The organism is Rhodococcus sp. KRD162 (genome assembly GCF_017168335.1).
Taxonomy (GTDB): Bacteria; Actinomycetota; Actinomycetes; order Mycobacteriales; family Mycobacteriaceae; genus Rhodococcoides.
This window is the reverse complement of the sequence record NZ_JABFAU010000007.1, coordinates 78,152-100,137: the sequence shown is the minus strand read 5'-3', so window position 1 is coordinate 100,137 and position 21,986 is coordinate 78,152. Positions and strand designations below refer to the sequence as shown.

Annotated in this window: 18 protein-coding genes and 1 pseudogene; 12 read left to right on the top strand and 7 right to left on the bottom strand. The window is 63.3% G+C overall.

The features are described from left to right. The first annotated feature begins 9 nt into the window (after positions 1 to 9). Positions 10 to 312 carry a TetR family transcriptional regulator C-terminal domain-containing protein gene (locus tag J1M87_RS12145; protein WP_206489803.1) on the top strand — a complete coding sequence of 101 codons (303 nt, stop codon included), beginning with the start codon at positions 10 to 12 and terminating at the stop codon, positions 310 to 312. Positions 313 to 421: 109 nt separating this feature from the next. Here J1M87_RS12145 and J1M87_RS12140 read toward each other — a convergent pair whose 3' ends face one another. Beyond that, positions 422 to 682 carry a TetR family transcriptional regulator C-terminal domain-containing protein gene (locus J1M87_RS12140; RefSeq protein ID WP_241256810.1) on the bottom strand — a complete coding sequence of 87 codons (261 nt, stop codon included), beginning with the start codon at positions 680 to 682 and terminating at the stop codon, positions 422 to 424. Between the two features lie 486 nt (positions 683 to 1,168). Next, positions 1,169 to 2,701, bottom strand: coding sequence for an MFS transporter (locus J1M87_RS12135; protein WP_206489802.1), 1,533 nt, complete (start codon positions 2,699 to 2,701; stop codon positions 1,169 to 1,171). Between the two features lie 52 nt (positions 2,702 to 2,753). Here J1M87_RS12135 and J1M87_RS12130 point away from each other — a divergent pair, with 52 nt between their 5' ends. Next, positions 2,754 to 3,428, top strand: coding sequence for a helix-turn-helix domain-containing protein (locus J1M87_RS12130; protein WP_206489801.1), 675 nt, complete (start codon positions 2,754 to 2,756; stop codon positions 3,426 to 3,428). 29 nt (positions 3,429 to 3,457) lie between these two features. Here J1M87_RS12130 and J1M87_RS12125 read toward each other — a convergent pair whose 3' ends face one another. Both J1M87_RS12125 and J1M87_RS12120 read right to left on the bottom strand, forming a co-directional pair. Continuing rightward, the gene (locus J1M87_RS12125; RefSeq protein ID WP_206489800.1) at positions 3,458 to 3,886 is read right to left on the bottom strand and encodes a tautomerase family protein; all 429 of its coding nucleotides are present in this window, start codon (positions 3,884 to 3,886) and stop codon (positions 3,458 to 3,460) included. 26 nt (positions 3,887 to 3,912) lie between these two features. Then, complete coding sequence (locus J1M87_RS12120; protein ID WP_032364653.1) at positions 3,913 to 4,626, bottom strand: SDR family oxidoreductase; 714 nt, start codon at positions 4,624 to 4,626, stop codon at positions 3,913 to 3,915. Between the two features lie 336 nt (positions 4,627 to 4,962). Between J1M87_RS12120 and J1M87_RS12115 the strand changes: the two genes are divergently transcribed. From J1M87_RS12115 to J1M87_RS12100, 4 genes are all read left to right on the top strand, one after another. Then, positions 4,963 to 6,003 (top strand): ABC transporter substrate-binding protein, encoded by a 1,041-nt coding sequence (locus tag J1M87_RS12115; RefSeq protein WP_307830795.1) that lies wholly within the window; start codon positions 4,963 to 4,965, stop codon positions 6,001 to 6,003. A 77-nt stretch (positions 6,004 to 6,080) separates the two neighbouring features. Then, positions 6,081 to 7,892, top strand: a complete 1,812-nt coding sequence (locus J1M87_RS12110) for a siderophore-interacting protein (protein ID WP_206489798.1) — start codon at positions 6,081 to 6,083, stop codon at positions 7,890 to 7,892. A 152-nt stretch (positions 7,893 to 8,044) separates the two neighbouring features. After that, entirely contained in the window at positions 8,045 to 9,043 is a 999-nt protein-coding gene (locus tag J1M87_RS12105) for a hypothetical protein (RefSeq protein WP_307830794.1), read from the top strand. 377 nt (positions 9,044 to 9,420) lie between these two features. Beyond that, positions 9,421 to 10,593: an ATP-binding protein gene (locus J1M87_RS12100; protein ID WP_206489797.1), complete on the top strand. Its 1,173-nt coding sequence runs from the start codon at positions 9,421 to 9,423 to the stop codon at positions 10,591 to 10,593. Positions 10,594 to 10,801: 208 nt separating this feature from the next. On the opposite strand, the gene J1M87_RS12095 is transcribed toward J1M87_RS12100, so the two are convergent. After that, complete coding sequence (locus J1M87_RS12095; protein WP_206489796.1) at positions 10,802 to 12,631, bottom strand: hypothetical protein; 1,830 nt, start codon at positions 12,629 to 12,631, stop codon at positions 10,802 to 10,804. A gap of 632 nt (positions 12,632 to 13,263) precedes the next feature. On the opposite strand from J1M87_RS12095, the gene J1M87_RS12090 reads away from it, so the two are divergent. Both J1M87_RS12090 and J1M87_RS12085 read left to right on the top strand, forming a co-directional pair. Next, positions 13,264 to 14,649 carry a cytochrome P450 gene (locus tag J1M87_RS12090; RefSeq protein WP_206489795.1) on the top strand — a complete coding sequence of 462 codons (1,386 nt, stop codon included), beginning with the start codon at positions 13,264 to 13,266 and terminating at the stop codon, positions 14,647 to 14,649. A gap of 41 nt (positions 14,650 to 14,690) precedes the next feature. After that, positions 14,691 to 15,725, top strand: a complete 1,035-nt coding sequence (locus tag J1M87_RS12085; RefSeq protein WP_307830793.1) for a GAF domain-containing protein — start codon at positions 14,691 to 14,693, stop codon at positions 15,723 to 15,725. 173 nt (positions 15,726 to 15,898) lie between these two features. Here the strand turns inward: J1M87_RS12085 and J1M87_RS29270 are convergent, their stop codons facing one another. Both J1M87_RS29270 and J1M87_RS29420 read right to left on the bottom strand, forming a co-directional pair. Then, entirely contained in the window at positions 15,899 to 16,135 is a 237-nt protein-coding gene (locus J1M87_RS29270) for a helix-turn-helix transcriptional regulator (RefSeq protein WP_307830792.1), read from the bottom strand. A gap of 21 nt (positions 16,136 to 16,156) precedes the next feature. Continuing rightward, positions 16,157 to 16,447, bottom strand: a pseudogene (locus J1M87_RS29420) (helix-turn-helix domain-containing protein); the annotation flags it as partial. 1,010 nt (positions 16,448 to 17,457) lie between these two features. On the opposite strand from J1M87_RS29420, the gene J1M87_RS12075 reads away from it, so the two are divergent. The 4 genes from J1M87_RS12075 to J1M87_RS12060 all read left to right on the top strand — a co-directional run. Then, entirely contained in the window at positions 17,458 to 18,714 is a 1,257-nt protein-coding gene (locus J1M87_RS12075; RefSeq protein ID WP_241256809.1) for a hypothetical protein, read from the top strand. A 97-nt stretch (positions 18,715 to 18,811) separates the two neighbouring features. Further along, complete coding sequence (locus J1M87_RS12070; protein WP_206489793.1) at positions 18,812 to 19,702, top strand: hypothetical protein; 891 nt, start codon at positions 18,812 to 18,814, stop codon at positions 19,700 to 19,702. A 48-nt stretch (positions 19,703 to 19,750) separates the two neighbouring features. Next, entirely contained in the window at positions 19,751 to 21,436 is a 1,686-nt protein-coding gene (locus J1M87_RS12065; protein WP_206489792.1) for a cutinase family protein, read from the top strand. Positions 21,437 to 21,468: 32 nt separating this feature from the next. Continuing rightward, a partial coding sequence (locus tag J1M87_RS12060; protein ID WP_206489791.1) for a DUF6668 family protein occupies positions 21,469 to 21,986 on the top strand: 518 nt, incomplete at its 3' end.

Genomic DNA, 21,986 nt, shown 5'->3' with positions numbered 1-21,986 from the left:
CAATTGACGGTGAGGCAACTGGTCGAATCGCCGGATGAACCCAATGCCGTGGAGCGGATCGCAAGGCTCACCCAAGCTCAGAACAGTCGACTTGCAGAGGTCCTCGGGGAAGGCGCTCGATCCGGATCGGTGAGAGCCGACCTGGATCCGGACGACCTCGCCACCACCCTGTGGGCTGCACTCAACGGCTTGCCTTCCCTTGCCTGGCGACCGGGGAGTCTCGGAGCCGATCAGAAGACCATCGACAGGCTGCTCGCCGTTTACCTCATGGCTGTTCGCGATGGTCTACGGGACCGCGAGCAGGACCGGTAAATTCTGCTGGCTCACGCGTCACTGTGGACACGGTGGTGGCACATGTGCGGCGGCAGATCGGAAAGCCAGGCGGTTGAAGCTCCCGAGCAGGCGTAGGTCGAAGCTTGCCTTACCGGTGCCGAGGGCGGGGTAGCAACGCGAACGCGTTCTCGGCGTTCGAGGTCAGGCGGGCGGCGCTGTGGCCATGTGCACCAACGACATCGAGTCCGCGGACGATGCTGATCAGGAGGTAGGCGAGGTCGTCGGAATTTACGTCGGCGTCGATGTCGCCGTGGCGTTGAGCGGCTCGCACGCATTCGGCTACCGCGGTCACGACCGTCGAAAAGCATTCGTTGGCAACGCGTTCGAGTTCGGGGTCGGAGCTTCCCAATTCGAGGGCTGTTTTGGCGGCAAAGCAAGCCGCCGCTGCTCGGTCGGCAGCGGGGGGGTACGTCTGCGGCGAGTGGAATACCGTTGACGGCGCGCAACATGAACTGGTGTAGTCGTTCCAGGGCGAGGTGTCAGCGAGGCGGGGTATCCCAGGGACGAGTACCGCCAGCAGCGGGGGGCTACTCGACGGTGAAGACCGAGCCCCTCCCATGACCGTCCACCGAGCACTCGTCAGGAATGACTTGATCGTCACAGCAGCGACAACACCAACAGGACCGCGAACTTGTTTGCCGAACCCAGACCGATCGAAGTCGACCGGACCGAAGGCAAAGACGATACGGTCCCAGTTATTGGCAACTGGCTCCACGTCGGGTTGGTCCGAGGGGAGGCGGTGCTCGGTGGCCTGCGCGGATCGACTCGCAACCCGTTCATATCAGTCTCGACAACGTCTGGATCGTGACGGTGCTGACCCTGCAACTTCTTGCCCTCAGTGCTTGGGTTTCGATGGGAGGAAAACAGCCGCCACCATTGCGCCGACCGCGGTCACTCCTGCTGCAACGTACGAACCGGCTGTCAGGCCGTCGAGGAATGCAGTGTTGGCCAGGGTCGACACCGTCTGTGCTGCAGCCGAATCCCCAGCTTCGCGTAGTTGTCCCGATGCGATGACGGCTGCACCGACGGATTCTTCGACGGCAGAGCGGACCTCGCCGGGCAGATTCTGCGCGGTGCCGGAGCTCGAAAGGGACGATGCGTAGAGGGAGGCGTAGACGCTGCCGATGATTGCCACGCCCAAGGTTCCGCCGACTTCGCGAGTGGCGTCGTTCATGCCGGATCCGATGCCGGCCTTCTCCAGGGGCACTGCGCCCATGATTGCCTCGGTTGCCGGCGCGGATGTCAGGCCGAGTCCGAGACCCAGTGGGATCATCTGCAGTGCGATTTCGAGGTAGGTGGTCGACTCGCTGAGGGTGGAGATCCACAGGAACGCCGACGTGAAGAGCAGTAGTCCGACGGTCACGACGAGTTTGTTGCCCAGACGTACTGCCACGATGGTGCCCAGAACGGACCCGATTGCGATCGAGAGTGCCACCGGAATGAACTTGAGTCCTGTTTCCAGCGGCCCGAATCCGCGCACGAGTTGGAAGTATTGGGAAATCAGGAAGATGAACCCGAACAGGGCGAAGTAGGCGAACGTCACCGACGCGCTGGCCGCCGTGAAGCGCATGTTCGTGAAGAGTTGGACGTCGATCATCGGGTCGGTCTGCTTGCGTTCCCACAGCACCAGGGCGAGTAGCAGGGCTGCCGCGAGAGCGAACCCTCCGAGGGTGGTCGCACTGGCCCATCCGTGTTCGGGGGCCTCGATGACGGTGAAGACGAGGGTGCCCACTGCCAGCACGGAGAGCACCAGGCCGCCGATGTCGATGCGTGGTGTGCTGGGGTCGCGCGATGTCGTCACAACGGCGGCGGAGACGGCGATGGCGATTGCTGCGCCGGCCGCGAGTGCGAGGAAAACGCTGCCCCACCAGAAGTGTTCGAGCAGCCAGCCGCCGAGGATGGGGCCGCAGGCCACGCCCACTCCGGTTGTCGCGCCCCAGATTCCGATTGCTTTTGCTTTCTCGTTTCGCTCGGTGAAGACGTTGGAGAGGATGGACAGCGTTGTGGGGTAGACGAATGCAGCACCCAGTCCCATCACCGCCTGCCACGCGATGAGCTGAGTCGAGGTGTCGGCGAAGGATGCGCTGATCGCTCCGCCGCCGAAGATGGTCAAGCCGAGGATCAGTGCCCCCTTGCGTCCGTAACGGTCGCTGAGGCTGCCGAAGGCGAGCACGAAGGTGGCGAAGAGGAGGTTGTATGCGTCGACGATCCATTGCAGTTCGCGGTTGTCGGCGCGGAGGTCGAGTGCCAGGGAGGGCAGGGCGACGTTGATGGAGGTGGTGGCGAGGCTGATCGCCAAGGTGGCCGCGCACAGGACGAGAAGGACAGGAATTCGCGACGTCGTGCGTCGAGGCAGAGCCGTAGTCATTGCTTTATTAAATCAAGTATTAGGTCGATATTGTCAAGCGTAGGATGACGGCGTGAAATCTTACGGAGAGTTCTGTGCACTGGCACGGGCGCTGGATCTGGTCGGGGACCGGTGGACGATGTTGATAGTTCGAGAACTGCTCATCGGACCCAGCCGGTATTCGGATCTGCATCGGTCGCTGCCCGGTATTGCGACCAACCTGCTGGCGACACGGCTTCGCGATCTCGAGGAGACAGGCATCGTGGAGTCGTCGGATGCGCCGGCACCGGTGTCGGCGCGGGTGTATTCGTTGACCGAGTGGGGTCGCGGGCTGCGTGCACCGCTCGTGGAACTTGCGCGGTGGGGTGTGCCCCTGATGGCGTCCGGGGCCGGAGAGGATCACACCAGAGGGCGGTGGCTCGGGTTCGCGATCATGGCGTTGTTTCCCAATCATGATCCTGCACAGGGATCGTCGTTGTTACCGACCGTCACGGTGCGAATCGACACCGAGGCCGACAGCGTGCTCATGGTCTCCGATACGGCAGGAGTGCGCGTGTCGGTGGCGTCCGAGTCGACGACGGCGGAGATCGTCGTGACAGGCTCGTCCGAGGAAGTTTTTCGTACGTTGTCCGGGCATCTCGGGAATGGCGAACATGCGCGTGTCGCCGGCACCACGGACGCAGTCCGGCGCTTCTTCGCGCTGACGGGGAAAGCGCTGACTTCCGGTGCTCCGGCTACCGGACAGTGATTCCGGTAGCCGGACGTTCCCGGTCGGAATCAGTAGTAGGGCTCTGGTGTGTTGGAACTGCGCCAGAGTTGTTCCCCGGCTGATCCGCCCGCGGGTGGAACCAGTCCGTCGATCATCCACAACTCTTCGGGGGTTTCATCGACGTGGAACTCCCAATGGAAATCGCGCCCGCCCAGTGTCGGTTGCAGAATCGATCGCACCCACTTGGCTGTGCGACGCCGTCCCTGCTCGCCGTCTGCCGACCTGGCGATGTGGTCGATCACCACTCGCACTCCCGAGCGAATGGGTTCTCCGCCGACGTAGAAATCGATCGGTTGTACCTCGGTGAAGATCGTGACGACGTAGAAGCGGGGGAGTCCGACGTCCTGGTAGTACCGTTCGGTGATTCGTTCGGCAAGATCTTTCTTGTCCTCGACGCCGAGAGTGCCGGGGCTCGAATAAATGGTCCAGAGTGGCATACGAAATCCTTCGATCGTTGGTCAGCTCAGAGGGATCCGGCGATCACGTTGGACAGCGTCAACGCCTCGACGGGCCCGGCCAGTGCCGCCTTGACAACCACACTCGCGTCGTCGGCCAGTACCTCGTGAGCGGATGCTTCGAGGCCGTCGAAGATCGCTCGCGCGATGTCTTCCGGTCGCGCCTTGGGCATCGCCATATCCGCGACCATGTCGGTGTCGATGAACCCGGCGTGCACGCCCAAGACCTGTATTCCATCTTCGCGCAACTCTTCTCGCAGCGAGTTCGTGACAGACCATGCTGCGGCTTTGGACGCGCCGTACGAGCCGCTGCCGGCCAACCAGGTCAAAACCGAGAGCATGTTGACGATGGCACCACCACCGTTGGCTTTCAGGATCGGTGCGAAGGCGCGCGCAACTCGAAGGGGCCCATAGACGTTCGTGTCGAACGTCTTCTCGACGAGGTCGAAGCGGCCGTCGAGCAAGTTTTCCGGGTGTAGCACTCCAGCGTTGTTGAAGACGATGTCGACGTCGGTAGCCTCCTCCGCCAAGGTGTCGATGGAGTGCGTCGACGTCACGTCCAGTTGCCGCGACTCGACCTGTGGTCGGGGGTCGTCGACGGCCGATCGGCTTGTCGCGTAGATTTTCGCGGCCCCGCGGGCGATGGCTTCGTCCACCACCGCAGCTCCGAGGCCACGATGGCCGCCGGTCACGAGGACTGTCTTGCCGTCTATCGACGTCATGTTCTCTCCTGCTTCGTATCTTCTACTCCCGCTGGTCGGGATCCCGCTTTGAACGCTACACTTCACTTTAAAAGATCAAGTACAAGCAGGTGCTCGAACAAGCAGCGAAGGAGGCTACCGTCGTCGGACCCACCCCGCGGCTGGATGCCTGTTCGCAAACGAATGCTGCTCGGGTACGCATCTTTTCTGTTGTCGCGCCGTCGATTTCGATGTTCTCGAGCAGGCGGAGTGCTCGCGAGGGCTCGACCGTGTCGACGTTCTGGGGTCGCATGTTCCGTTGTTCTGCATTTTGAGTTAGGTTAGGCTCAAGTAACTTCAATGGCAGGAGTGTCACCAGTGTCCGATTCAGGTCCCGCAGCGTCCATTTACCAGCTTCGTCGCCGGGGGATTCGCCTTGTCGCCGGTGTGTCGGTGGCGTTGGTCGCCCTCGGCGTGACCTCGTGCAGTTCCGGCTCGGACGGTGACGACGGTGCCACGGCCGGTGAGTCGACGACCGTTCAGACCCGTGTCATCTCCACCGACAGAGGCGAAGTCACAGTGCCGGCTGATCCGCAGAGGATCGCTGTTCTTTCTGCCGGCTTCGCGGGATATCTGTACACGCTCGATGCGCCCATCGCCATTACCGACACCCGACTACTGGGAGTGACGAACCTCGACGGAGGGTTCCCTCCGCAGTGGGCCGAGAAGGCAAAAGCGCAGGGAACGACAGAACTTTCCGCGGGCGAAGCGCTCAACATCGAGGCCATTGCTCAGGCCGACCCGGATCTGATCATCGGTGGCGGGCAGGGTTATTCCGCAGTACTGGCCAATGACGCGTACGACCAGCTGGCTGCGATCGCGCCCACCGTACTGATCCCGTCCTCGGTCAACACGTGGCAGGGTGAGCTCGAAGCGGTCGCAGACGCCGTCGGCGAAGCAGACAAGGTCGACGGTCTACTGAAGGCGTACGAGGACAAGGTCGCCCAGGTCAGCGATGCCATCACCGTCCCCGGTTCCCCCGTCGCGTACCTGTTGTCGCTCAGTACAAACGAGCCGTCGTTCATTCCGCAGACCGCTGCGCTTCCGACGTTGTTGTCCGAGGTCGGCTTCGAGGCGGACGACATCATCACCAAAGCAGGAAACCCGGAGCTGTACGGTTCGGGTGATTCGTTCATCGTCAGCCCCGAGTTGCTCGGATCCGTTGCCACCGCGCCGGTGATGTTCGTTGTTCCGGTGGCAGGACGCACTCTCGACGAATTGAAGCAGGATCCCGCATATGCGGGGCTTCCCGCGTTCTCGGACGACGAGGTCTACGAGCTGCCCGCGACGAGTTACCGTCCCGATTACGACGGAGTCATGGCAACGCTGGAGCAGATCGAGCAGACGTTCGCCGCGTAGCCGATCCGCTGCAGGGACAGTGCCTTGCTGTTGCGTTGCGCGAAATAGTCACTCGGTTCAGGAAAGAGGGAGTTCCGATGGCGGGGACTGTCCGCGAGGTACAAGTATTTCCCATCTGTCTTCGAGAGCTCGACGTGCTCCGCGTAGAAGACGTGACTCCTGGGATGCGCAGAGTCGTCGTGGGCGGCCCATCGATGGATCGGCACATACGCGACGGGGTTGAGCTACCTCCTGTGCGCACAACCGGTTTCGACGACGACGTGAAGGTCTTGCCCGTCGATCCCAGCACCGGAACCCTGCCGTTTCCGGTGCCGAGGAATCTCGACGACGGTACCGTCGATTGGCCTGCTGGGTCGTTCCCGTACGGGCGAACCTATACCGTGCGTAGGTTCGACGAGGACAAGCGCGAGCTGGTTCTGGACTTCGCGGCCCACGAGGGCGGTCTCGCGGCCACCTGGTCGCGCACTGTGCAACCGGGTGAGAAAGTTCTGATCGCCGGACCCAAACACTCTGCGAGTCTGCCGCGTGATGTGGACTGGATCCTGATTGCGGGGGACGAGACTGCGTTGCCCGCCATCGCTCACTGTATGGAGAAGCTGCCTGCCGATCTGCCGGCCACCGTAGTCGTCGAGGTGGCCGAACCTTCGCACCACCAGGAGCTGACATCAGCTGCTGCCGTGGACATCACATGGCTGTACCGCTCGGACAACGGTGGTGATTCCAGGATCGTGGAGGCCGTGCAAGCCGCGCAGTGGCGTACCGGCCAGCCTTACCTGTGGGTGGCCGGCGAGGCGCTGACCATCAAGCCGCTTCGTCGATGGGCCAAGCAGGACAAGAAGATCGATAAGCAATTCGTCGAAATCGCGGGATACTGGCGCAGGCGCGAGGAGAGTGTAGACGCGCCTGCCGTCGTCGAGGTGGATTCCGGTTCGCGTCTGCACGAGATGTCGGAGTTGCTGCCTCCGTTGGCAATCAGGGCAGCTGTCACCGTCGGAATTTTTGCTGCCGTCGACGGTGTTGCCGATACGGTCGGCGCGATTGCCGCGGAGTGCAACACCGATGTGGGTGCCACGGCCAAGTTGCTGCGTTACCTGGTTCTGCTGGACCTGCTCGCGACCGACGGCGAGAGATTCACACTGACCGAGATGGGATCGATTCTCGCCGATCCGGATACATTCACCAGTCAGGCGCTGCATCACGACAAGATTCACACCCAGCTGGAAATGTCGTTTTTGGGACTCATGGAAATGGTCAGGACTGGAAAACCGGCTCGGTCACACAGCTTCGCCGCCAAGTCCATCGAACCGGGTTTCGTCGCCGACTTCCATGAAGAAGCCGCATTCGGCGCGCTCTACCGCGCGCCTGCGCTTCCGGACGCGATCGATCTCGACGGAGTAGCCACAGTCGCGGTGTACGGCGAGGCTGCTGGAGTGTATGCCGACACCTTGACTCGCATGCGCCCCGATATTGCGATCACGCTGGTTGGGCTGCCTGCCACGAATCAGCGGAATTTGGTGGACGTCGCCCAGACGCGGCGCAGCGCAGTGCACTGTGTCGACGCCAGCGAGTTCACTCCGTTGCACACCCCCGTCGACCTTGCGATCGCAGTCGATCTGGTCGACGCACACCCGGACGCCGATGCGCGTCTGCTCCTTTCGTCGCTCGCTGCGTCGGCCCGTCGAGTGGTTGTAGTGACCGACCTACTCGATCCGGCGACCAGCGACGAACACGATATCGAGGACGACATACTTCGATTGTGTCTGTACGGAAGCGGACGTAGAACCGAAACCGAACTGCGCGAACTGATTACTGCTGCAGCAGGAGTCGACGCATGCATCAGAAGCCTCGGATGGGGGGCAGCTGCCGTCGAATTCGGAGGCAACGCATAGCCGTTCATCACGGCCGAGTGAATGGGTAACAATCGGATGCGCCAGCCGCTCCGAAATCGCGTCGGTGACCTACCTACGGCAGCCAACGAACCCACGGTTCTTCTCGTCCCGACTATGGCCAACCCAATACTCGTCGGGGTACCGTCGCACCCGTGACACCGAGACAGGGCAACACGGTGAACGGCTATACCTACCAGTGGTCACTGTTCGTCGACTGGTGCACCGCGGCTGATGTCGAGGCGTTACCCGCGTCGCCGATCACGCTGGTGCAATTCCTTGATGAGAACCCGGCCGGTGATGCTGTTCAACTGCGTCGAGTTTCCGCGATCAACCGCGCTCATCTCGACGTCGGCCTGCCCGCTCCTGGACTAGTCACGTCGATCCGAATCGCACTGGACTCGGCGCGTAGCGACTCGACAATTCGGCGTGCCGAGCAGTACCAGCTGATTGCGGCCGGACTGCCGACCGTGGGATCGACGGCTGCACTGTTCGGCCGCCGGGACGCCGTCCTTCTCGTGCTTTCCGGAGCGGGTCTGTCCTGTAGGGCAATTGCAGGACTCGACCGCAACGACATCACGACCGACGGCCACACTGTGTGGATCGGCGGCCGCCACCGAGTCCATATCGCATCCAACGACGCCAGCGGTTTCGAGCCGGCGACAATATGGGGCCAGTGGCACACGGTCCTGCAGTTCTCCGAGCACTATCCCTCGACGACCCTGTTGGCAGAACATCTACAGCGCAACACCTTTCCCGACATGACCGGGTTGCCACAGAGGCGCGGTCCTGTTGCGGTGCCGATCGACCGGTGGGGCCATCTGCCCTTGCCGGTCACGGCTATGACCGCAGCCGAGGTCGGAGCGGTCATAGCAAGGCACCGCACCGGCGTTTCTCCATTGCACACTCCACGTCGCACCATTGTCAGACCGTTCGACGGCACTGGTCCGAGCGACCCGATCAGCGCTCCGGAGTCGGTCCCTGCGGAGCTCGACTCTGGGTACTACCGCTCGGGCGTCGAGGCGCGTCGCCGCGCCTACACGGCGCTGGCCGATGTGCCGGACATGGTCGACGACGTCGAGGACCGCATCGAACAGCTCCTCGAACGCACCCTGCGACTCCTCAATTCACCCGCCACCAGCGGGAGCACCTGACAACCTGGCTCGAGATCTGGCACACCGAGACCGCACCGTCGTGCACCTCATCGACTGCGGGGAATTGATTAGAGGCCTCGGCACCGCAATGTGAACCGAGCGCCCGAATTCGGGGTTGCGACAGATGACATGTGACCCACAGGCTCAGGCTCGACATCCCGGGGACCGTCCACATCTCGTGAAGGTGCGGTAGCCACTTCCCATCCATCAACCGCCATCAACATCGCAAAGGTGTCGCAGTAACCGCTTATACACCGGGTGTGGCTTGTGGACGTAGTGCAGCTGGGGTTCGTACCGCTTCGATTGCCTATAAGATTGTATCCAAAATTATAAGTAAAAACCTTATACACATGGATACGATCCTATAGTCTGGATGTATGGAGTACGGACTGAACCCCTTCACACCCGGGTCTGGCACCCGCCCACCCGAACTCGTCGGACGTACCGCCGAGCTCGAGCGGTTCGATTTGTTGATTGCGCGGACGAAACAGCGGCGCTACGACCGCGGGCTCATGCTGCAGGGACTTCGAGGGGTAGGCAAGACCACGCTTCTGGCGACGATGGCAGATCAAGCTCGCCGCCACAACTGGGTGGTGGTCGAGGTCGAAGCCCAGACCAGTGTGGAAGGTGCCGAAGCGCTGCGGCGGCGCATTGCCAAAGATATCTCGCGCGCTGTCCGTCGTCGTCAGTTCGCCGGCCCGGTAGCAGACAAGATTCGGCAGTTGACCGAAGAGTTCTCGCTGTCCGCCACTGCATTCGGCGTCGGCGTCGAGCTCGCTCGCTCGGCCGGTACCGAGAAGCCGTCTCTGGGGGTGGAATTCGAGGACCTTGTCGAAGATCTGACAGAGGAGCTCCGCAAGGACGGCACCGCGCTGGGGCTGTTCATCGACGAGATGCAGGAGCTCGAGCCGGCGCTACTGCAGGTGATCCTGGCGACCCAGCACCGTGCAGCCCAACGCGAATGGCCGTTCTTCGTGTGTGGCGCAGGTCTGCCGAACCTCGCGCAAGCGTTGGCCGACGCACGGTCGTACGCCGAGCGCCAGTTCGACTACAGGACCATCGGTCCGCTCGCCGACGATCAGGCCCGCGATGCGATCGTCACCCCCATCACCCGGCTCAACCAAGACATTGCCGCCGAGGCAACCGACTACATCGTCGCGGCGAGCGACGGATACCCGTACTTCCTTCAGGTGTTCGGTCACGAGCTCTGGCAGGCAGCCCAGCAGTCCCCGTTCACACTCGCCGACGCCGAGGATGCGGTGGACACCGGCCACGCCTCGCTCGATTCCGGCTTCTACAGCTCGAGGTGGCTACGCGCCACTGAAGCCGAGAAACGCTATCTGGTTGCCATCGCACGCAGCGGAACCGACACCCCGCGGACGGCAACCCTCGCCGAGGCCCTCGGATCGAACCCACAATCGATGGCACCGCACCGTGATTCCTGTATACGCAAAGGACTCATCTGGTCTCCGGCCCGAGGCCTAGTTGCCTTCACCGTTCCCGGGATGGCGGACTTCATCCGCCGTCAACCCAACGCTCCGGTCATCTGAGCTGGACCACTAGCGGTCGAGCTGGGTAGACATCGACTACGTCGACGGATCCGTGCAGCACCTGCATCACGCGGCAACGCCGGTGTACGAGTTCAGTTCGGTCCACCTTTGCAGCGTGCGGCCGCGCTGTAGGCGGGCGAGAGCGAGCAATGCGAACACGCCCCCGACCGCCGCCACCGCCCCAGGTTCGTGGCCGGCACACCGTGCGCTAGAACGGATCCGGTGGGCCTGTGTTCATCACCGCCATTATGTATTCCCGGTCAGGTGGATCGGCAGGGTGATCGTCGATAATCGCGAACAACGACCGGTCAGGTTCGGGTGGAGTGCGTGCCTCGTCGCGGGCTGCGAGCCATTCTCGCCAGACGATGCGTTCAGCGCGGTGGCGCACAATGCGTGCACGGACCGCCGACGTGAGACCGTGACGATGGCCGATGTCGTCGAGTTCGACCGGCCCGACACCGATTTTGGCGTTCTCGACCGTAAGCAGACCGGCGACGCGCAAATCCAGCAAGGCCTCGTACCCGCTGGTACGTCCGACGCCTAGGGCGGTAAACAACTCGTCCGGAGTCAAAGGCTCTGCCGCGGCGACCACGGCGTCGTAAAGGACACGGTGACGCCAGCCGATGACACTCCATGCCGGGTGTACCGACTCCACCTCCTCCGTCCCTGTCGAGGTGTCACTTGTCCCCGCTCGTCCCGCATGTGTGGGCACAAGTGCATATCGGTCGGGGTTCTGACCCACCCCACGTTCGATCAACAGCAGCGGAGAGCCTTCCATCTCACGCAGCCGCTCCAGAGCTGACCACACCGTCGATTCGGGAAGCATGCCCGCAGCGATGGACAGTGAACGGCCACCGACACCGACAGTGGGAACTCCTTCGACTGTCTGCCCTGACACCGACGCAGCCCACGCCAGTGCTTGAACAACTGCATGCGTAGTCCAGCGGTCACGCCGATGAATGAATTCCGTAGCAACCCAGGTTTGAGCGTGGGTAAGCCAGGAGCGAAGTACGGGGTCATGGGTGCCCCCTGTGTGCTTTTGCTTGTGCCCGATATCCCGGACTGGATCCGGGAGAGTCGATGTGGCCCAGTCGAGGGCGCGGGCAGTGTCGCGGCGGATCGCGCGTTCGGGTTCGGCGTAACGGGCGTATGCGGCACGCACACCGGCCCATGCGGGTTCGGCGATGCGGGTAAGGATGTCGGCGGCGCTGGCACCGGTGAGAACGGCGTGGGTGATGACGGACTGGCGTGCTTCCGACCGTGAGGGCCAGCGGCGGGTGTCGATGCGGCCGGTGCGGGCGAAGTCGAGGACGCAGCGCGGCGGTGGGGTGGAGCGGCAGAAACGCGGATGCAACCGGGTGTCATCGCTGCTGCCGAGGACGCGTTCAGCCGACGTCTCGGCGCGAATGTGGGCATCGATCGGGTTGGTGATCGCTCGGCCCGTTCCTCCGAGCAGGGCTTCGAGCCGCGACAGTATGCCGGCATCAGACCCGACGGTCAGGATGTCGGACGCTGCCGCCGGGTCGAGGTCGACGAGGGTCCGGTAGCCACCTTCTTTGCACTGCGAGCCCGGCACGGTGATGCACCCGGTGGCGTCGTTGGTCATCGGTGTGATGTCCAACGTGGGAAGTCGCGCCGAGAGGAGGCGCAACAGCGGCCGGATCTCGGCGGCGGTGACTGTTTTTCCCGGTGCCAGCGGTATCAGCACATGTCGGCCGCCGCTGGTCGATTCGTCGACTACTGCGCGGCCACCGCATTCGGTCAACCAGGCAAGCAGACGCGTCACGTCGGCGACAACGGAGGCATGGCCGTGGTGTTTGGTGTCGAAGTCCAAAGCAACGACGCGGGCGCGCCCGCGTGAGAACAGCGGCACTGCAGATGGAAGTGCCGGCCTCTTGACCGTCAACGGCCCCGCGGACACGTATTTACGCGCCGTCGGGTCGTAGAGCCTCATCGATCGGCGTGCAGCAATCGCCGGTGCGAATCGATGCCACAGCCGGTCCGCAGTCGCATCCGGATGGACGACACGAGCATTCAATCTTGTACCTACTTCAGGGCACGATGTACCCTGAGACATGTCCGCCAAGACAGTCCCTTCGGGGAAAAGCAACACAGAACGAGTTGCGAGCTAGTCACTCGCCTCTCTGACTTCAGAAACCCTCGGCCCGCACGCCGGGGGTTTTTGTCATCTCAAGGTGCTGCGCAGATTTAGTTGGTCGTATGACCCAAACGTCGGTTAAGGGTCAAGACAGCTACGCAGTCAACGGCAGCACCCCCTGCTCTTCCGCGCGATTTAGCTCGCGCGCAAGATCTTCCCGGTCGCTAGCAATCGCAATTAGATCGGCAACGTACTGACTCAGAGACGTAGCGCCAGCCGAGTTCCGCTGTGCCTTGAGCGTGTCAATCAGCTCTGACGGCAGTCGGACAGTCAGCGACGTCCGGTCACCCTTACTGGGCATCGGCATGGCACGGCCTCCTTCGTCTTCGGTCCCAACCGAAGACCATCCTGAACCAGAATCATTTTCGAAGCGCTGTGACACGCCGAGGAAGGCACCGAGAATTACACCTCTGCCATTCAGACGGTCTCCACTCGTTGCCCGGTCCGCACTCCCTGATGCGTCAGAACTGGCCGCCGACCAGTGTCTGTAAACGTGGGGGACACTGTCTGGCATGGAGATCGCCCAAACCATCTCGAAGACTCTGCCTCATCCGCGCTACCGACTGCCGTTTGCCGGAGACGTCATTGGCCTTGATACCGCCAAACCTGTTCAAAAAGAGATGGCAATGGCCACAGAACTCGGGGGGATATACGAACGCAAGATTTTCGGCCACCGACTCGTGGTGGTCTCCCAACCGGAGCTTGTCGCGGAAGTCAACGACGAGAAGTACTGGGCCAAATTTCTTGCCCTGCCACATCGAAAGCTACGCGCCATCGGCGAAGACGGTCTGTTCACCGCCTTCAACTCAGAGCCGAACTGGCATCGCGCGCATGCCGTGCTCGGGCCGGCGTTCAGCAAAGCGGCCATGCGCGGTTACCACGAAGCCATGCAGGAATCAGTCAACGAACTTGTGACCTCGTGGGACAGCGGATCGGGTCCGGTAGACGCCTACGACGAATGCTCGAAACTGGCCTTCGACGTGATCGGGCGTTGCGCCCTGTCGCACGATTTCGGCTCGTTTCGCCAGCCCGTACCCTTTGCGGACGCCATCGCTCGCGTCCTTCAATATGTCAACAAGTCATCGAACGATGTGCCGATCATCCGCTCTGTCCTAGGGCGAGGGGCGACGAGGCAGCACGAGGAGGACCTGCAGTTCATACGCCGCACCGTCGACTCCCTGATCGAACAGCGAATGGCCCAGCCCGACTCCAACAAAACGACTCCGGATCTGCTCGAACACATGCTCAACACACCAGACCCCCATACGGGCGACAAACTGACACTGGAGAACATCCGCAACCAGATCATCACTTTCCTGATCGCGGGAAACGAAACAACAGCATCAACCATCGCCTTCGCGTTGCATTTCCTGAGCACCCGACCGGATGAGATGCAGCGGATACGCGCCGAAGTCGACGCCGTCGCTCCTGATGGCACCTCCATCGAGTTCGAGAACGTGCCCAAGCTGCGACGGACACGACATGTCGTCGACGAAACCCTCCGCCTGTGGCCCGCTGCACCCGGCTACTTCCGCAAGGCACGTGAGCGCGGCGCAACTTCGCTGGGCGGATACGAGGTGCCCGAGGGGTGGGTCTTTGTTCTCCTTCCACAGCTGCACCGCTCACCGGAGTGGGGGCCAGAAGCACACAACTTCGACCCCGACAGGTTCGCCACAGGCCAGGCCAGCGATACCAACCGCCGCATCTATAAGCCTTGGGGCACTGGTCTGCGAGCGTGTATCGGCCGCCAATTCGCCCTACACGAGGCGGTGCTTGCGTTGGCGTCCATAGCTTGTCGGTATGAGATTCGGGCAGACCCCGATTACCAGCTCGACGTGCGCGAAGCAGTGACAATGAGGCCACACGGCGTCAGACTTTCTGTTTCGCGGCGGGCGTGACTGTACCGTCGTCTGTCTAGGTCGATCAGGAAGGGGAACCTGTGGACATCGTGAACAGCTGGCACCTGGTGGAAACCTTGGTTCCAGGACAGATGACAGTCATCAGTACTGGGGGGAAGGTCCGAGATTGGACCAAAATCGATCGCTTGTCACCTGGGCCTGCCTTCGATCTGCATGGTTTTCTAGAACTCACACGCAGTTCTTGCGCCGAGCAAGATGTGATCTTCAAAGGCCGTCGGCGTGAAGCTCGCATTCGCGCAGTACCAGTTCTGGGGCCGTCGGGGGAAACCCACGGCATACAGGTCTGGGTGGGGGACCCGGAGGTCGAACCCGACCCTGTGCGCACCGTTTCCGGAATAGCCTGGCTACTCGAACGCACCGTCATCGAGCAGACAGTCGAGGCTTCCGCAATGTCCGGTGTCTCTGCGGCTGATCACGTGCCGGAACGAACCCCAGCGGAGTACAACGCCAAGGCCGTCAAATTCGATGGGTCCGAGGAATTGTTCGCCCAGGCGCTGGTCCCTACACACGGTCAGAAGTGGGAAGGACCAATGTCCGTTCTCCACGCAGATGGCCGAATCATGCGTTGGCATTGCTGGGGCAGGGGGAGAACTGACCCTCCCAACGTCGGCCTCAGGCTGCTATGGCACGACGTGACAGACACAACGGAACCCGACAAACCGACATTGGCCGAGCTGGGAATGCCGAGCGGCCTTGAGAGCGGTGGAACACGCATCGCTGTATTCGACGGCCGAACCGGAATTTTGACGATGTGGTTACCGGAAGCTCCAACCTGGGTGAAATGGCGTGATCTCACAAGCGGCTGCGGCGTGTTGCACGACGACGACCGGGCGACACTGTCAGATGCTCTAGAAAAGTGGACCCACGATACGGCTCCCGTGTCAGCTGATGTACGCATCCGCGCAATCGACGACGGCGGCGCGACCGGCTGGAAGTGGCAGCAAACCCGACTCGAGCTACGGCCCTACCCCGGACAACTTGGTGACCGTCTGGTCCTCGCGGTGCTCCCCGCGCTACAACCTTCCGAGCAGGCGCTTGAGGTTCCCACTCCCTGACAGATCGTGATAGCTTCGCCCTCGGCACCTTCGACTCTGCCGAAGAGTTGAAGACTTCCTGTCGGCCGCATGGCCCTCAGACGCAGCCTTTGAGCACCACGTGGAACCCATTTCACGTGGCTAACAAGCACGCGTCTTGGAGCCAGAATGCCGATCCAGAGTCAGATCCCCAGTCAGGCCGGTTCGCCCCGTGGCCGCTTCCGCACACGCTCGAATGCCTCGCTCACCCGTTGCGTCGGGTACCCCAGCGCTTCCGCTATCTGGCGGGCGGCCGGCGCGCTCAGCTTGCTCTGCCCGCGCTCGAGCGCCCCGATGTACTGGCTACTGACGCCGATTTCACTCGCGAGCATCCCCTGGGTCAGCCCTCTGGATATTCGCAGATCACCGAGGTACTCCTCGTCCTCCGGCACTGAGACGAAGTCGCTGATCTCACTCCCGAATTCTTTAGCGCATCGAGCAAGAGTGTCTACACGGGGATGGGAATGGCCTCGTTCCCACTGTGAGTACGTCGTCACAGCCACTCCGAGAACGCGCGCAACTTCGGCACCACTCAGCTTGAGTTCAATTCGTCGTGCCCGCAGCTTGTCAGGTGCGAAACCACGCAACCGACGCCTCACCGATGGAACCTCACGAGAGGACACGATGCCACTTGTCCCAATTCGGTAGCACCTAAAGCATGTTTTGATGCTAGTGTATGGGCGCAGTTGTTTAGACAATGCCATCGAGGTTCACCCCTGGGCGTCGATAGAGCAAGATTCGGCTTACGGGCGCACACCGCATCGTCTATTCATCACTGATACGCCACAGAAAGCGAGAGGCCAACTGGCACAAAGTAACTCGAATTAGCAGACTCCAGATGCGCCGTGATTGGTCGTCCCGAAACGCATCCGGAGTCCCCTCCACCTACAGAACAAAGCCCCAATATCGGGCTCAACTTGTATCCGCAGGGGCTCTCCCAGCCTATGCGGATCTAGCAGAACCGCAATCGGATCGGAGACACCTATGACATCAGTCGCGCAACCGCGAACGTTACATCCGGACTCCACCTGCAATCCCGGCATCGCCCTCTGCCCCTCGGTCAACGACCGTGTTGCAGGTCTGGCCGTGTGTTCGCTCCCAGCCGTGCCCCACCACAGCCACCACAGGCTGATCTGTGAAGAGACGGGCGTGGTGATTGGTGAATGGATTGACGCCAATGCGACGTTCCTGGAACTACTCCCACAAGCTCCGCTCTTCAGCCACGTGGCCTAGTTACCCCCAATCTCGACTGATGCCTGAAGAGGCGATCAGTCGCGAGGGTCTACACGGCGCTCTCACTGCACTGAGGCTCCCGTGTAGCCCCCTCAGTTGGTGGACCGGCGTGAGGGTCGCACCGTGACGCCTTCGACCTCATCGTGTGCCGAACTGTGCGGCCCCGCCGGGACATCACCAAAGGACCCAGAACACCACTGACAGAAAGGAATACGCCCCGATGCCTTGGATCTTCTCGCAGCTCTGGTTCTGGCTCGGCCTGCTGGGCTGAACGCTCGTGGATGCCAGCGTGAAAAGCAAGCGCGCTGGCATCCACTCCCAAGGCATCACCTGTCGTTTGCGTTGAGGGATCACCCGAAGGCTGACCCTCGTTTTTGGTCGTTCCCCAGCGCGGACGGTGGTGGTTCCACCATCAACCATCGCTGTCACACATCTCCCAATACCGCTGCACCGCAGCGTCTTACGAAAGGCACCACCGCACATGTCTCCTCAACAAGGAATCGGCGGGCGTCAACGCCGTCGCAGAGAACGGGCACTCGTTCTCACTGCCGTACCGGTTGCCGTCGTACTGGCATGGGGCACCGCCACCGCCCACGCCGCCCCGCAGGACTTCGTGACCGCCCCCGACACCGCGCAGTCCGGAACCACCGACACCACTCCCGTCGCGCCGCCGCCGGCCCCGACCCAGGAACGCCAGTTCCTGCCCGGATACCAGGCCTCACCTCAGGTGCAGCAGTCCCAGTGGCGCAGTTACGACGACTACCGGTCCGGTAACCAGCAGTCCTCGTACCAGACCATCTACTACGAGCCCGCCCCTGCGCCGCAGGCCGCACCGACCGACGCACCGCCTGCACTGCAAGCAGCTCCGCCTCCCCCGCCGCCCGTTCCGACCGTGCAGCGCAAAGTCATTGCACCGATCGACGCACCCGAGGGCTATGTCCTTGTCGGCGGCGAGCTCGTACCGTACGACCCGAACCTGCTCGACCCGAACCTGGTCGAACAGTTCAACAACACCGGAGCCGCAATCCAAGCCGACGGCGGAAACTGGCTCGTGGACAACGGATTCGCCGACGCATCCCGCGCCGACCGCATCGCCGCCGGTACCGCGACCGGCGTCATCACCGGTGGCGCTGTCGGCCTTGCAGCATCCGTGGTACCCGCCGCAGTGATCACCGGCACCGCAGCCGCCATCGGCGGCGGCCTCGGCGTCGCTGCCACCACAGGCACTGGTGCGATCGTCTGGGGCGGACCGGTCGGATGGGTCTTCATCCCCGGAGCGGCCGCACTTGCCGGTGCCGGCGTCGGTGCTGCTCTGTCGGCACCGATCGTGCTGGGCCTGACCGGCGCAGGCGCTGCCATCGGCGGCATCCTCGGTGCCACCGTGCTCGGCGGCGAGCAGCAGATCATCGAAGAGCCTGCACCGCTCCCGGCCCCTGAGAGCATTCCGGCTGCCCCTGCTGCGCCGCTGACCGTCGATGCCCCCAGCGTGCAGAACGCCATCGACACCACCGTCGACCAGATCCAGGGCAGCCTGAACCTCGCCCCGGCCGATGTCGACCAGGCCGCCACCGCCGTTCAGGGGTGGACCGAACCCGCCTACGAGCAGGTCCAACAGTTCACCTCGACGGCGCTCGAGCAGCCCGCCGTGGCAGACACCGTAGCCGCGGTGAACACTGCCGTCGCTCCGGTTCTCGACCAGGCAAAAGCCGCACTTGCAGGTCTGAACGTCGGGGTCTGACTTCCGGGTACAGCCGGGCCACCACCGCTGTGGCCGGGCTGTATCCGAAGGTTCGCCCCCGTTCCCTCTCTACTTCGATCCCTCGGAAAGGCCTGTTGTGGCACCTCGAGACCGCACTCACGACACCGACACCGACGCCGACGACTGGTTCGCCGAGACTGTCGTTGCCGAGACCGACACTGCCGCAGCAGCTTCCGATTATCCTTCCGAGCGCAGACTGTCGGTCCTGACCGAGCATCAGTCCGCCGACACCGATCCGGACGACGACTGGTTCGTCGAGCACCCTACCGACGACATCGCCGTGGACCACCCTGACCATGGCCCCGCATCCCAGCCCACGAGCGGATACGGCTCCTTCGACGAGCGGACCTCTCTACTCCGCGCTGGAGGCCCCTATACCGCGCCCGCACCCCCGCAGTCGTGGTGGCGACGTCACCGCTCCGCTGTTGCCGTCACAGCCGCACTCGCAGTCCTGATCGGGGGAGGGTTGGGAGCAGCGCTGGTCCTCGGCGGATTCGGTGACGAACCACAACCACCGGCCGCACTGCTACCCGACGAGATTGTCACCACCACAGCCGTTCCGACCTCGACCGCTCCAGCTGCCGCCGGTGCCGCCGCCGCCGATGTCACCTGGTGCCGAGGGCAAGCCGACGGTGACCCGGTCACCGAGGACAGTGACGATCCCGGCGCGGTGGCGATCTGGCGGTTCGAGAAGGCCTTCTACTTCGACCGTGACGGGGCCGCTGCCCGCGCAGCAGGTGCACCCGATGCGGTGATGGCGTCGGCGCAGCGACTCCAGCAGGGAATCGACCAGCTCGAACCCGACATCGAATTCTGTGTCCTGGCCGACCCGGTCGACGCCGGGATCTACGACGTCACCGTCGTCGAACGCGGCCCCGGCATCGACGGCCGGATGAGTCGCCAACGGATCACCACCACCAAGGCGCAGGACGGCGTGACGCTCATCTCCGCCATCGTCCCGCGCTGACCCCTAGACCAGGCACATCCGCTGGATCCCACGAAGAAGAGAGACGCCGTGCACACACCCATCGACCAGGTTCGCCGCCATACTGTGCGCCTGCTCGCCGTCACCGCCGCGCTGACCATCGTGGTCTCCGCGAGCGGAGTCGCAGCCGCGCAACCGTCCGCCACACCCACCCCGTCTGGATCAGCGACGACCAGCCGATCCAGCACCGACGGCGACTGCCCGGTACTGCATCTCGTCGTCGTCCCCGGCACCACCGAAATCGACGAGAACACCCCGCCCGACGCCGATTCCGGATTCTTCTCCCGGCTGACCGTCCCTGCGATGCGCGATGCGAACTCCGGCGACGGACCCGCACTCGACCGCAGCTACGTCGCGTACCCGGCGAGTTTTGGTGGCAAGCCCGGCGACCGCTCCGCCGTCCCCTACGCCCAGTCCGTCGACATCGGCGTCGAGAACACCACCAAGATGATCTCCGACATCGCCGCACGCTGCCCCGGCACCAAAGTGTTCCTCTCCGGCTACTCCCAGGGCGGCGAGGTCGCCTCCCAGGTCACCCGCGAAATCGGGGCAGGAACAGGCCCGGTCGACGCCGACCACTTCGCCGGCGCGGCATTGTTCTCCGATCCCACCCGCGCCGAAGGTGAAGACGTCATCGCCAGCGGTGGCTCGACCCCCGCTCCGGCACCGGGAACCGACGGCGCAGCCGTGGACACAGTCCAACTCGCCCCGGCCGTCGCCGCAGCTGCGCCCGCAGGTGGCGGTATCGCACCGACACCGAAGATCGCCGGATTCGGAGCAGTCTCCGACCGGGTCGCTTCGTATTGCACCGCAGGCGATCTCGCGTGCGACACCCCCATCGACGCCCCCGCGGCCAAGCTCGTTGCCTCCATCGCAGGCCAGTCCTCGATGGACACCCGAGACCCCGTCCGAATCCTCACCGACGTCTCCACCGCCGTCGGGCGCACTGCCTTGATGACCGGCGCGTCGGTGATCAACGACGACATCGACTTCGACTCCAAGGCAGGACGATTCGAGGTCAACTCGTCGTCGGAGACCGTTCTGTCGAAGATGGCGAAGTACTCCGACCCGTCCGCCACCTCGACCGACGAGATGATTGCCGAGGCGGTCGGTGCGGTCACCAAGATCGCCGGCATGGCTATCGGGGCGGCGATCACCGTCGCCAAGGACGTCATCACCCCCGAGACGATCGGTCAGCTCGCCACCGTCGGCCTAACCAATCCACCCGCAGCTCTGGGCATACTCGCGACCAAGGTGCTGTCCTCGGCGGTCAAGCTCGTACCCCCGGCGACCATTGACTCGGCCGTAGACGTCGCGTTCAAGGAAGTGTCGAACACCATCGACGAGAACGCCGGTCTCGCCCAGCTCGTCACCGACACCTCGTACTGGAACACCGCCACCAAACATGGCTCTTACGACAGTGTTCCGGTCGGATCCAAAGGTGAAACGCCCGTCGAGCTGACGGTGCGGTGGATTGTCGCCCTCGCTGCTGACCTGACCGGCGATCAGTCTCTCGCCGACAAGGTCGGGGCAGTGATCAAACAAGGTGCGTCGCTGTTCGCCACCACCGACACCGTCCGTAGCGCAGGAAGCATCCTCGCCGCCCACGCCGCCATCGGCTCCACCGCTACCTCCTCGACGACCGCAGCGGCCACCACCACTGCGGACGTTCCCGCCGTAGCGCCCACGACCGTCTCGCCGACCACCACTCGGTGACCGAGAACGCCGGAGAAGGAGGTGCGCCCGAGATGGCCGCACAACCAGCAGAGCACCATGACTATCACCGAGACGACGACGTGTCGGTCGCCCCGGCCGGGTTGCGGATACCGCCGCCCTCACGCCGGGCACCGATTCACGACGACCCGGTCGCGGTCAACGGTCGCCCGCCCGTGATGTGGCTCCTCGCCGCTCACGGGCGCTCCGGCGCAGGCACACTCGCTCAGATCTGGGCCCCGGCGGGCGATGCTCGCCGGGGCTGGCCCACCGCCGACCGGCACCGCAATGTCGTGGTCGTCTCGCGCACCGACCGCGAAGGGCTCGACGCTGCCCACGATCTGCTCCTGCAGTCGGCCGCTGGTCTGACCGGCGGCTGCACCCTCCTCGGATTGGCGCTGGTTCCCGATGCACCCGGTCCGCTCCCGAAAACTCTGCGCAGGCGCGCTGACGTTGTCGCCTCGGCCGCTCCGGCGGTGTGGCGGATCCCGTACGTCGAGGATCTGCGCACGCACAGCCAGAGCGAGCTCGCGATCTGGACACCCACCGAACC